This is a genomic window from Kiloniella laminariae (assembly GCF_027214005.1).
Lineage (GTDB): Bacteria > Pseudomonadota > Alphaproteobacteria > Kiloniellales > Kiloniellaceae > Kiloniella > Kiloniella laminariae_A.
In genome coordinates this window covers 25,260-38,769 of the sequence record NZ_JAPWGY010000009.1, presented here as the reverse complement: position 1 = coordinate 38,769, position 13,510 = coordinate 25,260, and the positions used below count along the sequence as shown (strand labels likewise).

Below are 13,510 nucleotides of genomic sequence, written 5' to 3'. Positions count from 1 at the left end.
GTTTAGCTCTTGTTGCGTTCTGTTACTTGTTTGCTTCAAGCCAGGCCTGCAAATCTTCCAATGCCCGTTTTGAATAGAGAGGTTTGCGGTCTTTTTTCTTTGGTTTTTTACCCGGGGCTTTCGGCAGGTTGGGGAAGATACCAAAGTTCACATTCATAGGCTGGAAGGTTTTGGCATCAGCCCCTCCAGTCACGTGATTGATCAAGGCGCCATGTGCTGTCGTAATCGGTGGCGCAGGCAATTCTTTTCCCAGGCGTTCAGCAGCAGCAAATCGACCAGCCATAAGCCCCATCGAGGCTGATTCAACATAGCCTTCAACGCCGGTGATCTGTCCGGCAAAACGCAAACGGGGCTGGGGCTTCATGCGTAGAGAACTGTCAAGTAACTGCGGAGACTTCAAAAAGGTATTTCTGTGCAAGCCACCGAGGCGGGCAAATTCAGCTTCTTCCAGTCCGGGGATGGCTCTGAAAATCTCGACCTGTGCGGCATATTTCATTTTGGTCTGGAAGCCGACGATGTTGTAAATCGTGCCAAGCTTGTTGTCCTGACGGAGCTGGACAACGGCATAGGGTTCTTCGTCGCTGTGAGGGTTTGTCAGGCCGACCGGTTTCATCGGCCCGAAACGCAGGGTCTCGACACCACGGCTTGCCATGACCTCGATCGGCAGGCAGCCTTCAAAATAGGGAGTATTTTCTTCCCATTCCTTGAAGTCGGTTTTTTCGCTGGTGATCAGGGCTTCAATGAAGGTTTCATACTGCTCTCTGTTCAAAGGGCAGTTGATGTAATCTGCCCCATCTCCGCCCGGCCCAACCTTGTCATAGCGGGACTGGAACCAGGCCTTGTCAAAATTGATGGATTCCTTGTAAACGATTGGCGCTATCGCATCGAAGAAAGCGAGATATTCTTCTCCGGTAATGCTGGCGATAATCTGGCTCATGCTCTCCGAGGTGAGGGGGCCAGTGGCAATGATCACTGAGTCCCAGTCTTCCGGGGGAAGTTCGGTGATCTCTTCGCGTATAATCGTTACAAGCGGATGAGATTCCAGCCGTCGGGTTACCTCGTCGGAAAAATCGTTTCGGTCAACGGCGAGTGCCCCGCCAGCAGGAACCATATGCAGTGAGGCAGCCAGCATGATCAGCGAGTCCATCCGGCGCATTTCTTCATGCAGAAGGCCTACAGCATTGTTCTCGTAATCGTCTGAACGAAACGAGTTGGAACAGACCAGCTCGGCCAGCCCCTCACCTTGATGAGCATCGGTTTTCTGTACCGGGCGCATTTCATGGAGAATAACCGGAACACCAGCCTGGGCAATTTGCCAGGTTGCTTCTGATCCAGCCATTCCGCCCCCGATAACGTGGATTGGTTTTAGATCGCTGTTGCTCATTCGTTCTCTCGCATGTTCTGATAAAATTTTTCGTGTTATATCTACTAATCACGAAGATTGCACTTATATGTTTTTCTGTATTCAAAAAAGAATTTCCAGAAAAATATATCATAAAACCAGGAGCACATTACAGGATGCAACGCATTGAGGATCGCATCGGTCGCAGCAACGAAGATGATAGCCTGATCGGGTCTGTTGTTGACTGGGTTATGGCCCAGGCTTTGCGCGGGACAACGATTGAGGAACTGTTTGAAGGCTGTTGCCTGAGGTTGCGCTCTGCCGGGCTACCGATTGCCAGAGGTTACATTGCTTTCCGTACGCTCCACCCGCTCTATCGAGCTATGGGCCTGACCTGGGAGCTGGGGAACGGGGTCAAAACAGTTGGTCATACCCACGATTCTTCCCTTGATGAGGAGTGGCGTCGCAGTCCCTTCTATTTCATGCTGAGTAAAGATATCGCGCTGTTACGCCGTCGACTTTGCGGTGAGGGCGCCCTGCATGATTTCAAACTGATGCAGGATCTGCGTGATGACGGTTACACAGATCTTTTTTGTTATGCAATTCCCTTTGAGGAAGCGGCACCAGGAGATACGGAAGCGCGTGGAATTCTGGGGACCTGGGCCTGTGATATCAAGGCAGGGTTCAGTGATCGTGACATTAAATCCCTTATCCGGGTCCAGAACAGGCTGGCCGTGGCCTGCAAGGTTATTATCAAATCCCAAATTGCCCAGAACATTTCGACCACCTACCTTGGTCGTAATGCTGGCGAACGGGTGCTGACAGGGCAGATAAAACGTGGTGATGGTGACAAGATCAATGCGGTCATCTGGTATAGTGATCTGCGGAATTCAACTTCGATGGCTGATACCATGCCAGAGGAAATCTATCTGGATATCCTGAACGGCTATTTTGAAAGCACGGCCGGGGCGATTATCGATAGCGGGGGGGATGTCCTGTTATTGATCGGCGATGCTGTGTTGGGAATCTTTCCCTTTACCGAAGACAAAACCCAACAGGAAACCTGCGAGATGGCTGTGAAGGCAGCGCATGATGCCGTTAAACGTATTCAAACGCTGAATACCTGTGCCTGCGAAAATGGCAAGTGCGAGGTTTCTTTTGGTCTCGGGCTCCATGTTGGTACTGTGATGTTTGGAAATATCGGGTTACCGGACCGCCTGCAGTTTACCACTGTAGGACCTGCAGTGAACGAGGTCGCGCGCCTTGAAGACCTGACCAAGAAACTGGGAAAACAGATTCTTGTGAGTAAGGAGTTCGCTGAAATTGTCGGGCATGCCTGTGAGACCATCGGCAAACACAGCCTCAGGGGAATTGAAGCAAAGCGTGAGGTTTTCTGTCTCGCGGACTAGTGGCCAGTCTATGTGAAGCTGAATAAAAAAAGCGTCAGGGAGATCTGCTCTCGCTGACGCTTTTTTTCACTTGATCCTGGCTATTCCAGATAAGCCTTTAGATATTCACCTGTATAGCTTCCTTTGGTTTTAGCAACGTCTTCCGGTGTGCCCTTGGCAACAACCTTGCCTCCCTTGTCGCCACCTTCGGGTCCCATGTCGATCACCCAGTCAGCAACTTTGATGACTTCCAGATTGTGTTCGATACAGAGAATGGTATTCCCCTGATCGACCAGGGTCTGCAGGACTTCCAGCAGTTTCTTAACATCATCAAAATGTAGTCCTGTTGTCGGTTCATCGAGGATATAAAGTGTTTTCCCTGTTGCGCGTCTCGAAAGCTCTTTAGCGAGCTTGACCCGCTGTGCTTCGCCTCCGGAAAGGGTGGTGGCCGCCTGGCCTACCTGGACATAGCCAAGACCAACCCGTTGCAGGGTTTCCAGCTTGTTACGTATTGACGGGACAGCCTTGAAAAACTCGCAACCTTCATCAACTGTCATGGCCAGTACGTCGGCAATGCTTTTACCCTTGAAATGAATTTCAAGGGTTTCGCGGTTGTAGCGTTTGCCCTTGCAGACGTCACATTCAACATAGACATCGGGCAGGAAGTGCATTTCAATTTTGATCAGGCCATCACCCTGACAGGATTCACACCGACCACCCTTGACGTTGAAGGAAAAGCGCCCGGGTTTATAACCTCGGGTTTTTGCTTCTGGCAGACCGGTGAACCAGTCGCGGATCGGCGAGAAGGCCCCTGTGTAGGTCGCCGGGTTGGATCTTGGAGTCCTGCCAATCGGGGACTGGTCGATATCGATCACTTTGTCTATGAACTCCAGACCTTCTATAGATTCATGGTTGCCCGGTTGTCCCTTGGCGTTGTGCAAACGTCGTGAAACGGCCTTGTAGAGAGTTTCCAGGATCAATGTCGACTTGCCGCTTCCCGATACACCGGTGATGCAGGTGAAGGTTCCCAGCGGTACCTCGATAGAAACGTTCTTGAGGTTGTTTCCATTGGCGTTGAGTACCTTTATTGACTGTCCCTTGTGACCTTTGCGGCGTTCCTCCGGAAGGGCTATCGACAGTTCGCCCGTCAGATACTTGGCGGTGAGACTTTCCTTGTTCGCCATGACATCTTCGGGAGATCCGCAGGCAACAACCTGACCGCCATGCGTACCGGCTCTTGGTCCCATATCGACAAGATAGTCAGCTGTACGGATTGCATCTTCATCATGCTCGACAACAACAACAGTGTTTCCCAGGTCACGCAAGCGGCGCAGGGTTTCCAAAAGTCTGGCGTTGTCCCGTTGGTGCAGGCCAATTGAGGGCTCATCCAGCACATAAAGCACACCGGTCAGGCCGGAACCAATTTGCGATGCGAGGCGAATGCGCTGGCTTTCACCACCGGATAAAGTCGCGGATGAGCGCGAGAGTGTGAGATAATCCAGGCCAACATTGACCAGAAAATAAAGACGTTCGTTTGTTTCCTTGAGAATACGAACAGCAATTTCGTTTTCTTTTGTTGATAACGCCGCTGGAATGCTGCGGAACCATTTCTCTGCCTCGGCGATAGACAGGCTGGCGATTTCGCCCACGTGACGATCTGCTATTTTTACGGCAAGGGCTTCCGGTTTCAGACGGTGGCCACCACAGCTGGTACAGGGTTGTTTGGACTGATATTTTGAAAGCTCTTCGCGCACCCAGTCACTGTCGGTTTCCCTGAACCGTCGCTCCATATTGGGAATGATGCCTTCAAAGGGCTTTTTCGTCTGATAGCTTCTGTTGCCATCTGTATAGGTCATGGCAATACTTTCCTTGCCAGATCCGTTCAACAGCAGGGTCTGGGTTTCTATGGAAAGCTCATTCCAGGGGACATCCAGTGGGAAGTTATAGTGTTCTGCCAAACTCTTGAGGGTCTGGAGATAATATTTTGATGTCGAGTTGGCCCAGGGAAGTATTGCGCCTTTCTTTAGAGTAACCCGCTGATCAGGAATGATGAGATCCGGAGAGAAAAACAGGGTAAGCCCCAGACCATCACAGGTCGGGCAGGCACCAAAGGGATTGTTGAACGAGAACAGTCGCGGTTCGATTTCATCAATGGTAAAGCCGGAAACAGGACAGGCGTAACGGGCAGAAAAAATGGTTCTTTCGCCTGATTTGGCATCTTCGGTAAAGGCAATTCCATCGGCGAGATTCAATGCGGTTTCAAAACTGTCAGCCAGGCGGGTCTGGATGTCATCGCGGACGACCACACGATCAACGACAATTTCAATGTCATGTTTTTTCTTTTTATCGAGGGCAGGAACCTCGGCAATTTCATAGAGCTCACCGTCGACCTTGACCCTCTGAAAACCTTTTTTCTGAAGATCAGCCAATTCTTTGCGGTATTCCCCCTTCCGTCCACGGACAATGGGCGCAAGCAGATATAGCCTGGTGCCTTCGGGCATTTCCATTACCTTGTCGACCATCTGACTGACAGATTGGCTCTGGATCGGCAGGCCGGTTGCGGGGGAATAGGGCACGCCGACACGGGCAAAAAGCAGACGCAGATAGTCGTAAATCTCGGTTACGGTGCCGACAGTAGAGCGAGGATTTTTGGACGTGGTTTTCTGCTCGATTGAAATTGCCGGAGACAAACCCTCGATAGAATCGACGTCAGGTTTTTGCATCAGCTCAAGAAACTGGCGTGCATAGGCCGAAAGGGATTCGACATAGCGGCGCTGGCCTTCAGCATAGATCGTGTCAAAAGCGAGGGATGATTTGCCTGATCCGCTGAGGCCAGTAATCACAACGAGCTGATTGCGGGGTAAATCTACCGAGATGTTTTTCAGGTTATGTTCTCTGGCCCCACGAACTGAAATCGTACGGGATTCCTGTATCAAACTCATTTTTCTACCTGTATCTTTTGGTGCCGATGTTTTGCAAATGTTCTCATTTGCGTTATATATGGACGAACAGTGAACAAAATGCATCCTTTTTCCTGCCTGTGATCACTTCACTTGCAGAAAAGTGATTGATCCCCTATTAGGCGTTGGCTCTGATCAACCCGACTGATAGGGTTTCAGAATTGATTTACAGATTCTCTACAAGACGAGGAAACGAGCCATGGCTGGTAGTGTTAACAAGGTAATCCTGATTGGTAATCTGGGTCGAGATCCTGAGATCCGTTCCATGCAATCCGGACAGCGTGTGGCTAATTTGAACATTGCGACTTCTGAAAGCTGGAAAGATCGTACCTCAGGCGAGCGCCGGGATAAAACCGAATGGCACCGTGTGGTTATCTTTAATGATCGGCTTGTTGATGTTGCTGAAAAATTTCTGCGCAAGGGATCAAAGGTTTATCTCGAAGGACAGCTGCAAACCCGCAAATGGACTGATCCATCAGGTGTTGAGAAATACACCACCGAGATTGTTTTGCAGAACTTCCGTGGCGAACTGACCATGCTTGATGGCCGAAATGACGGCCAGGGTGGTATGGGCGATTCCGCTGGTGGTGGTTATGGCGGGGATAGTGACAGCAACTTTGGCGGTGGCGGATATGGCGGCGGCTTTGGTGGTGGGGCTTCTTCCCCGTCCCAGGGTGGGGGCGCCAGCTCTGGCGGAAGCGGCATGTCGGCTGATGATCTGGATGATGAAATCCCGTTCTGATTCATTCCGTACATTACATTGTTTCAAGAAAACGGCCTTTACGGGCCGTTTTCTGTTTTGTAGCCTTGTTTTCCCCGATCCTGTGGCTGACGAACATGACTTTGCAAATTGATCTCTTGTCCTATCCCGAGCTCTCCAAAGATCAGCTGTATGGCCTTTTGCATCTGCGTGCTGATGTCTTTGTGATTGAACAGCAGTCTTTGTTTCAGGATATCGATGGTCGCGACATAGAGGCCTGGCATGTACTTGTTTCCGAGGGAGAGAAGATCATTGCTGTGAGCCGTATTCTTCAAGTTCCGGATCAGACGGGGAGATACCAGATCGGACGGGTTGCTGTTGCAAGGGAAGTACGGGGAAGGGGGCTTGCCCGACAGATGATGGAAAAGGCCTGGGCATTTATATCCCTGCAAGACAAGGCATTCCGGATTGAGCTCTCAGCCCAGGAACACCTGGTCGGATTTTACCAGTCACTTGGGTATCACCTGGTTTCTGATGTTCCCTATGACGATGCCGGTATCCCGCACGTTGATATGGTCCTGGATCTGTAGAGGCGAAAATTATCGCCAGAACGTAATGGGGATGAGGCGCGTGTACCGGTTGTTTCCAGCAGCAAAAGGAGGGAACAGGCCGATTCGAATTTGGCTATTTTCCGATCCGGATTTCTTCTTGAAAAAATTATTGTATATCAAATTGATAGAGCGTTAGTTTTCGGCGGTTTTTTCCGTACATTTTGTTGTGAGGCGGGGATGAATTTGCTACATTTTCGGTGCAATAATCTATGCCTGAAAATCTGTGCGCCGAAGCGTTCTGCTCTCGACGTTTTTTTAGTGCATTTCTGTTTAACGGAAACGGGATAATTACGTGGCCTCGAATATTGATTCACCGTCCGATCACCAGGATATCTTTCCGGTAACAATTGAAGATGAAATGAAGCGCTCTTATCTCGATTACGCCATGAGCGTGATCGTATCGCGTGCGCTTCCTGACGTCCGGGATGGTTTGAAGCCCGTCCATCGTCGCATTCTCTATGCGATGAAGGAATCCGGCTATGACTGGAACCGCGCCTATCGTAAATCTGCCCGTGTAGTCGGGGATGTGATGGGGCAATACCACCCACACGGCGATAGCGCGATTTATGATGCGATGGTTCGTATGGCGCAGGATTTCTCCATGCGCCTGCCTCTGATTGATGGTCAGGGTAACTTTGGCTCCATGGATGGTGATCCTCCTGCGGCCATGCGTTATACTGAAGCCCGCCTACAGCGGGTCGCCAGTGAAGCTCTGCTTGAAGATATTGACCGTGACACGGTTGATTTTCAGGACAACTATGACGAATCGACCAAAGAGCCGACAGTTCTGCCTGCCCGTTATCCCAACCTGCTGGTCAATGGTGCGGGCGGGATTGCTGTGGGGATGGCAACCAACATTCCTCCGCACAATCTGGGAGAAGTGCTGGATGGCTGTTGTGCCTATGTGGATGATCCCGAAATCTCGATTGATGAACTGAACCAGATCATCACCGGGCCGGATTTCCCGACGGGTGGTATCATTCTGGGACGTACGACGATCCGTGATGCCTACCATACCGGACGTGGCTCGATTGTCATGCGCGGCAGGGCCGAGATTCAAGAAGTGCGCAAGGACAAGATGGCCGTTGTGGTGACCGAGGTGCCTTACCAGGTCAACAAGGCCCGCATGCTTGAGAAAATTGCCGAAATTGTTCGCGATAAAACCATTGATGGTATTACCGATATTCGTGACGAGAGTGATCGCCAGGGTGTGCGTGTGGTGATTGAGTTGCGTCGGGATGTGGAACCGGAAGTCGTTCTGAACCAGCTGTATCGTTTCTCGCCGCTGCAGACTTCGTTTGGTGCGAATATGCTGGCGCTAAACTCTGGTCGCCCCGAGTTGCTGGATCTCAAATCGATCATTTCAGCCTTTGTCGCATTCCGCGAAGAAGTTATTACCCGACGGACCATCTATGAACTGGGTAAAGCGCGTGACAGGGCTCATGTTCTGGTCGGTCTGGCTATTGCTGTTGCCAATATTGACGAAATCATCCGGCTTATCAGGGCTGCTTCTGATCCTGTGATCGCCCGTGAACAGCTGATGGAAAAAGCCTGGCCGGCACGGGATGTTGAAACGCTGATCAAGCTGATTGACGAGCCCGGTCGTTCTGTTGATGAAAACGGAAACTATTATCTTTCGGAAGTCCAGGCCCGGGCCATTCTTGAGCTGCGCCTGCAGAGGCTGACAGGCCTTGAGAGAGACAAGATTGCTGGCGAATTGGGCGAGATTGCCGCCCAGATCCGTTATTACCTCGAGATCCTGGCTTCGAGAGAGAAGCTTATGGGAATCTTGCGCGAAGAACTGGTCGAGATGAAAACCAAGTACGCGACACCAAGGCGTACTGAAATCCTCGACGGCGTGTTTGGCTATGATGATGAAGATCTGATCCAGCGTGAAGAGATGGTCGTGACGGTCAGTCATGGCGGGTACATCAAACGTGTTCCTTTGAGTACCTATCGTGCCCAGCGCCGTGGCGGCAAGGGACGTTCAGGTATGGCAACAAGAGATGAAGATTTTGTTTCCCAGATCTTTGTCTGTAATACCCATACACCTGTATTGTTCTTCTCTTCCTTTGGCATGGTCTACAAGATGAAAGTCTATCGCCTGCCACCGGGGACACCGACTTCACGGGGCAAGGCGCTGATCAACCTTCTGCCGCTTAAGGAAGGCGAGACAATATCCACGATGATGCCTTTGCCGGAAGACGAGGAAACATGGTCGGATATGTATGTGATGTTTGCCACCTCGACCGGTGGTATCCGTCGCAACAAGCTGTCTGATTTCACCCATGTGATGTCGAACGGCAAAATTGCCATGAAGCTGGAAGACGACAGTCATCTTATTGGCGTGCGGACCTGTACCGAGCATGAAGATATCATGTTGGCGACGGCTCGGGGCAAGTGCATCCGTTTCGCTGTTTCTGCGGTACGTGTCTTCTCTGGCCGTACGTCCACGGGGGTTCGCGGTATATCTCTGGCTGAAGGCGATAAAGTCATTTCCATGGCGATCATCAATCACATGGATGCGGATTCAGAAACCCGTGATCAGTACATGCGTTACGCCAGTGCCAAGCGCAGAAGCGACAATGCAGACGAGGGCGATTTTGATCCGACAGCTCTGGAGACAAGTTTGTCCCAGGAAGTGCTTGATGCCATGGAAGCTGACGAACAGTTTATTCTCTCGATTTCCCAGGATGGTCTAGGCAAGCGATCCTCATCATATGAGTATCGCGTGACCAGCCGCGGCGGTAAAGGTATTGGGAACCTTGATCTGAGCCGCGCTGGCGATCGGACAACCGAGGTCATCGGGGTGTTCCCGATTGACCAGACCGATCACATTATGTTGGTGACCGATGCCGGGAAACTGATCCGCTGTCCTGTGCATGACGTGCGGATTGCCGGGCGGTCTACCCGTGGTGTCAAACTGTTTGATGTGGCTTCGGATGAGAAAATTGTCTCGGTTTCACGTCTGGCAGATGATGGTGAGGAGGATGAGGTTGAATCCGAAACCGATCTGACTGCTGAAGGTGAAAACGGGACAGAAAGCCTGGAAACTGCAGGTGATCGTCCAGAACAGGAATAATCCAAGAGCAAAGGCGGGGAGACATCCCCGCCTTTTGTTCGAAGAAAAGGTCTGAAACCATGACGACAAAACACGTCGGGCTGTATCCGGGAACATTTGATCCGATCACCAAAGGGCATATCGATATAATCACCCGGGGCTGCCGTGTGTTGGATAAGCTGGTGATTGCTGTTGCAAAAAACGATCGCAAAGGTCCCTTGTTCAACACGCAGGAGCGGGTTGATATGGTTTTGCATGATACCGCTCCCCTGCGTGAACAGGGGCATGAGATCGAAGTCCTTCCCTTTGATAATCTGCTGGTGCATTTTGCCCGCGAGGTTGGTGCCAGTGTTATTATTCGTGGACTGAGGGCGGTTTCTGATTTTGAGTACGAGTTTCAGATGACGGGGATGAACGCTCGCTTGGATGCTGAAATCGAGACTGTTTTTCTGATGGCCTCAGAAAAACAACAGTTCATTTCCTCTCGTTTTGTAAAGGAAATTGGATATTTGGGCGGGGACATCGCCTCTTTTGTTAGCCCGGAGACAAAAATAAAGCTTGAGAAAAAATTCAAGCTGATGCGTGACAAGAAAATCTAACCTGCTTTTCTACTGCTAAGTCCTTTTCAAATAATATATTTTCGTTTTTTTACCCACTTGGAGAAAAAGGCGGTTGACCGAATCAATAAGGGGTTCTATCTTCCGCCTCGCTTACCGCATTACAGTTTGATGTCGGGAGCGAGAGAAGACGGGGCCCGTAGCTCAGCTGGTAGAGCGTCCGACTTTTAATCGGCAGGTCACAGGTTCGAATCCTGTCGGGCCCACCATTCTCTTTCCGGCCTGTTCAAAACACCCCGCACTTGTTGCGGGGTTTTGTTTTCCGCCTTCTTCTTCTTGTTCGTTCCTTTATTCTGTTTCTGACAGGGCTTGGCATGAGTGTTTTTTTGCACTTTACTGCCTTTGGGGCCGTCTGGTCTGAATATATACAGTACTCTGGAGTGAATAGTTATGGCTGGGCAGCCTCTTGGTCTGATATGTGCAATTCCGAACGAAATTCAGCATTTTGGGCAAGCTTTTCAGCTTGGTTCCGAGAAATCTGTTGCTGGTTTTTCATTTTTGATCGGCAAGCTGGAAGGTGTTGAAACGGTTCTGGTCGAGGCAGGCATGGGCAAGGTTAATGCCGCCGTTGTGACAACTCTGTTGATGGAGCATTTTAACTGCAGGGCAATCCTGTTTTCAGGTGTTGCTGGCGGTCTGGACCAAGGGCTGGGCGTAGGAGATGTCGTGATCGGCAGCAAGTTGATCCAGCATGATTATGGCATGGTTGTTGATGAGCAACTCACAACCTATCAGCCAGGACATCTCCCGATCCACCTGCCAACCTCGACGCTTGGGTATGACGTGGCCCCGGCATTGATCGAAAGGGTTATGACGGCATTAGTTGATTTTGAGTTGCCGGAAATATCTGCCGCCGCCGCTGGAGGACTTGCCAGAACACCGGTAATAACTTCTGGGGTGATCCTGACCGGAGATCAATTCATTGGCTGTACGACAGCCAGAGACAGATTGTGTGCGGTTTTGGGTGGACTTGCCGTTGAAATGGAAGGCGCTGCTATTGCCCAGGTGGCCGAACGTTACAGGGTGCCCTGTCTGATTGTACGTTCTCTGAGTGATCTGGCCGGAGAAGAGAGTACAATTGATTTCATGCAGTTCCTTGAGGAAACGGCGGGTGGAGCCGCATTGGTCTTGCGCCGTATTATTTCCCTGATCTGAAAGTTTTGTCTTGAAGCCGCTTTTCGGACCTGTGCCCTGGAAATTTTTGCTTGGAGCCTTTGGGGGGCTGCTTTGTTTTCAGGGCGCAGCCGTTGCAGGTGAGGGAGCTTTCAAGCTGGATCTGCCAATAGCGTGTCACATTCCACAGCACTGCATTATCCAGAATTACATGGATGTCTCGCCCGGAGCTGGATATCGGGATTACACCTGCGGAACTTTAAGTTACCCACGTCATAAAGGGACAGATTTTCGGGTGATCGACTATGCCGCCTATCGCAAGGGTGTTGTCGTGAAGGCTGCAGGTGATGGCGAGGTTATACGTCTTCGTGAGGGGGAGGACGAGGGGCTTTTTCTGGAGGATCCCAAAAAGATACCTTCCGGCCGTGAAGCCGGCAATGCTGTTGTGCTTCGACATGGTGGAGGCTGGGAAACGCTCTATGCCCATCTGCGTCCAGGCTCAATTACCGTAACAGTTGGCCAGCAGGTCAAGGCGGGAGACAAACTTGGACTGGTTGGCCTGAGTGGCAATACGGAATTTGCCCATCTCCATTTTCATGTCACCCGCAATGCACAGTTTTATGATCCATTTACCGGTGTTCAGCCGAAAGATTGTAGCCCTGAAAGCAAACCCGCAGGCTTGTGGAGTCCAGAGGCAAGATTGAGTTTGGCTTACCGCGAAACAGGATTGGTCGAGACAGGGTTCTCCTCCTCAGCCCCTGTCGTCAGAAGGCTTCCGTTGTCAGAGGAAAGAGAGCGGATTTCCTTGCAAAAAGAAACGGAACGTATGTTTTACTGGATGGAAGCCTGGGGTGTTCACCCTGCCGATCGCCTAACCTTGAGCATTACTGATCCCTCCGGGAAAAGAAGGGTTGATCAGACGGTTCTGACCAAAAGTCAAGCTTCCTATTTCAGGTATTTGGGTTTGAAAAAACCGCAAGAGGGATGGTCGTCGGGACAGTATCTGGGGGAGGTGCGGCTGGAACGGCTGGTCGAGGGAAACTGGCAAACGATTTTCGCGGACAGCCGAAGGGTAGATTTGTTTTAAACCAGGCGCAGAAAAGCACCTGTGCCTACAGGTGCTTGGGCAAAGACCATATTCGCTTAAACCTGAATATCCAGATTCTGTCCCCGGTTCTCATCTGCCTTGAATTTGCGTGCTTCGTTTGAAGGGTCGGCATTTTCAACGGGCCGTTTTGTCTCGACGGCAGCTTGTGAGTTCCGGCGGGCAGCATCTTCCTGAGCAGTTGTTATTGCTGCGGCTGGTTCGGAAAAGCGAACTGTACTCTGGAATGATGGTGCATTTATGTTCATAATGGCATCCTGACACAGCCTGGTTAAATATCAATTAATATGTGGGGCGTTGTATTCTGTTTTAAAGATAGTTTTGTAAGAAAATACTTTCAGAGCAGAAGATCATCCTTTAATCAGGGCCAAACAACATTAATGTCAGAGAGTGAATAACGTGAACAGCAACGAAATTGCCAGTGTAGAAAAATACCTCCGCAAAGTTTTTGGGAATGAGTCTCTTGGTCTGGATCGTAAAACCAGCAAGGCCGATTCCGTTGAAGTTACACTGGGTGGCGAGTTCATTGGTGTGATCTATCGCGATGATGAAGAGGGTGAGCTTTCTTACTCTTTCAATATGGCCATTCTTGCTGACGACCTTCCAGCCTGAT

11 protein-coding genes and 1 tRNA gene are annotated in these 13,510 nt (G+C 50.7%); 9 read left to right on the top strand and 3 right to left on the bottom strand.

The features are described 5' to 3' along the window. Nucleotides 1-22: 22 nt before the first annotated feature. Nucleotides 23-1,384 carry a methylenetetrahydrofolate--tRNA-(uracil(54)-C(5))-methyltransferase (FADH(2)-oxidizing) TrmFO gene (gene trmFO / locus O4H49_RS17630; RefSeq protein WP_269424761.1) on the bottom strand — a complete coding sequence of 454 codons (1,362 nt, stop codon included), beginning with the start codon at nt 1,382-1,384 and terminating at the stop codon, nt 23-25. 134 nt (nt 1,385-1,518) lie between these two features. Between trmFO and O4H49_RS17625 the strand changes: the two genes are divergently transcribed. Next, nucleotides 1,519-2,751: an adenylate/guanylate cyclase domain-containing protein gene (locus O4H49_RS17625; RefSeq protein ID WP_269424760.1), complete on the top strand. Its 1,233-nt coding sequence runs from the start codon at nt 1,519-1,521 to the stop codon at nt 2,749-2,751. 80 nt (nt 2,752-2,831) lie between these two features. Here O4H49_RS17625 and uvrA read toward each other — a convergent pair whose 3' ends face one another. Beyond that, entirely contained in the window at nt 2,832-5,672 is a 2,841-nt protein-coding gene (uvrA, locus tag O4H49_RS17620) for an excinuclease ABC subunit UvrA (protein WP_269424759.1), read from the bottom strand. A 217-nt stretch (nt 5,673-5,889) separates the two neighbouring features. On the opposite strand from uvrA, the gene ssb reads away from it, so the two are divergent. The 7 genes from ssb (at nt 5,890) to O4H49_RS17585 (ending at nt 12,879) form a co-directional block, all read left to right on the top strand. After that, the gene (ssb, locus tag O4H49_RS17615) at nt 5,890-6,432 is read left to right on the top strand and encodes a single-stranded DNA-binding protein (protein ID WP_269424758.1); all 543 of its coding nucleotides are present in this window, start codon (nt 5,890-5,892) and stop codon (nt 6,430-6,432) included. Nucleotides 6,433-6,527: 95 nt separating this feature from the next. Further along, nucleotides 6,528-6,980, top strand: a complete 453-nt coding sequence (locus O4H49_RS17610) for a GNAT family N-acetyltransferase (RefSeq protein ID WP_269424757.1) — start codon at nt 6,528-6,530, stop codon at nt 6,978-6,980. A gap of 313 nt (nt 6,981-7,293) precedes the next feature. After that, nucleotides 7,294-10,083: a DNA gyrase subunit A gene (gene gyrA, locus O4H49_RS17605; protein ID WP_269424756.1), complete on the top strand. Its 2,790-nt coding sequence runs from the start codon at nt 7,294-7,296 to the stop codon at nt 10,081-10,083. A 59-nt stretch (nt 10,084-10,142) separates the two neighbouring features. Next, the gene (gene coaD / locus O4H49_RS17600) at nt 10,143-10,661 is read left to right on the top strand and encodes a pantetheine-phosphate adenylyltransferase (protein ID WP_269424755.1); all 519 of its coding nucleotides are present in this window, start codon (nt 10,143-10,145) and stop codon (nt 10,659-10,661) included. Nucleotides 10,662-10,812: 151 nt separating this feature from the next. After that, nucleotides 10,813-10,888, top strand: a tRNA-Lys gene (locus tag O4H49_RS17595). Between the two features lie 181 nt (nt 10,889-11,069). After that, entirely contained in the window at nt 11,070-11,834 is a 765-nt protein-coding gene (locus tag O4H49_RS17590; RefSeq protein ID WP_269424754.1) for a 5'-methylthioadenosine/adenosylhomocysteine nucleosidase, read from the top strand. A 31-nt stretch (nt 11,835-11,865) separates the two neighbouring features. Further along, a complete protein-coding gene (locus tag O4H49_RS17585; RefSeq protein WP_269424753.1) occupies nt 11,866-12,879 on the top strand; it encodes a M23 family metallopeptidase in 1,014 nt (337 codons plus the stop codon). Between the two features lie 56 nt (nt 12,880-12,935). Here O4H49_RS17585 and O4H49_RS17580 read toward each other — a convergent pair whose 3' ends face one another. Continuing rightward, on the bottom strand, nt 12,936-13,145 hold the full coding sequence (locus O4H49_RS17580) for a hypothetical protein (RefSeq protein WP_020591804.1): 210 nt from the start codon (nt 13,143-13,145) through the stop codon (nt 12,936-12,938). Nucleotides 13,146-13,296: 151 nt separating this feature from the next. Here O4H49_RS17580 and O4H49_RS17575 point away from each other — a divergent pair, with 151 nt between their 5' ends. Further along, nucleotides 13,297-13,509, top strand: a complete 213-nt coding sequence (locus O4H49_RS17575; RefSeq protein WP_269424752.1) for a DUF3126 family protein — start codon at nt 13,297-13,299, stop codon at nt 13,507-13,509. Nucleotide 13,510: the final 1 nt, after the last annotated feature.

What these genes read in the sequence shown, in the direction of transcription:
- uvrA (WP_269424759.1), bottom strand. Translation starts at nt 5,672, where the DNA reads ATGAGTTTGATACAGGAATCCCGTACGATTTCAGTTCGTGGGGCCAGA.
- ssb (WP_269424758.1), top strand. Translation starts at nt 5,890, where the DNA reads ATGGCTGGTAGTGTTAACAAGGTAATCCTGATTGGTAATCTGGGTCGA.
- O4H49_RS17580 (WP_020591804.1), bottom strand. Translation starts at nt 13,145, where the DNA reads ATGAACATAAATGCACCATCATTCCAGAGTACAGTTCGCTTTTCCGAA.
- coaD (WP_269424755.1), top strand. Translation starts at nt 10,143, where the DNA reads ATGACGACAAAACACGTCGGGCTGTATCCGGGAACATTTGATCCGATC.
- O4H49_RS17625 (WP_269424760.1), top strand. Translation starts at nt 1,519, where the DNA reads ATGCAACGCATTGAGGATCGCATCGGTCGCAGCAACGAAGATGATAGC.
- trmFO (WP_269424761.1), bottom strand. Translation starts at nt 1,384, where the DNA reads ATGAGCAACAGCGATCTAAAACCAATCCACGTTATCGGGGGCGGAATG.
- O4H49_RS17590 (WP_269424754.1), top strand. Translation starts at nt 11,070, where the DNA reads ATGGCTGGGCAGCCTCTTGGTCTGATATGTGCAATTCCGAACGAAATT.
- O4H49_RS17610 (WP_269424757.1), top strand. Translation starts at nt 6,528, where the DNA reads ATGACTTTGCAAATTGATCTCTTGTCCTATCCCGAGCTCTCCAAAGAT.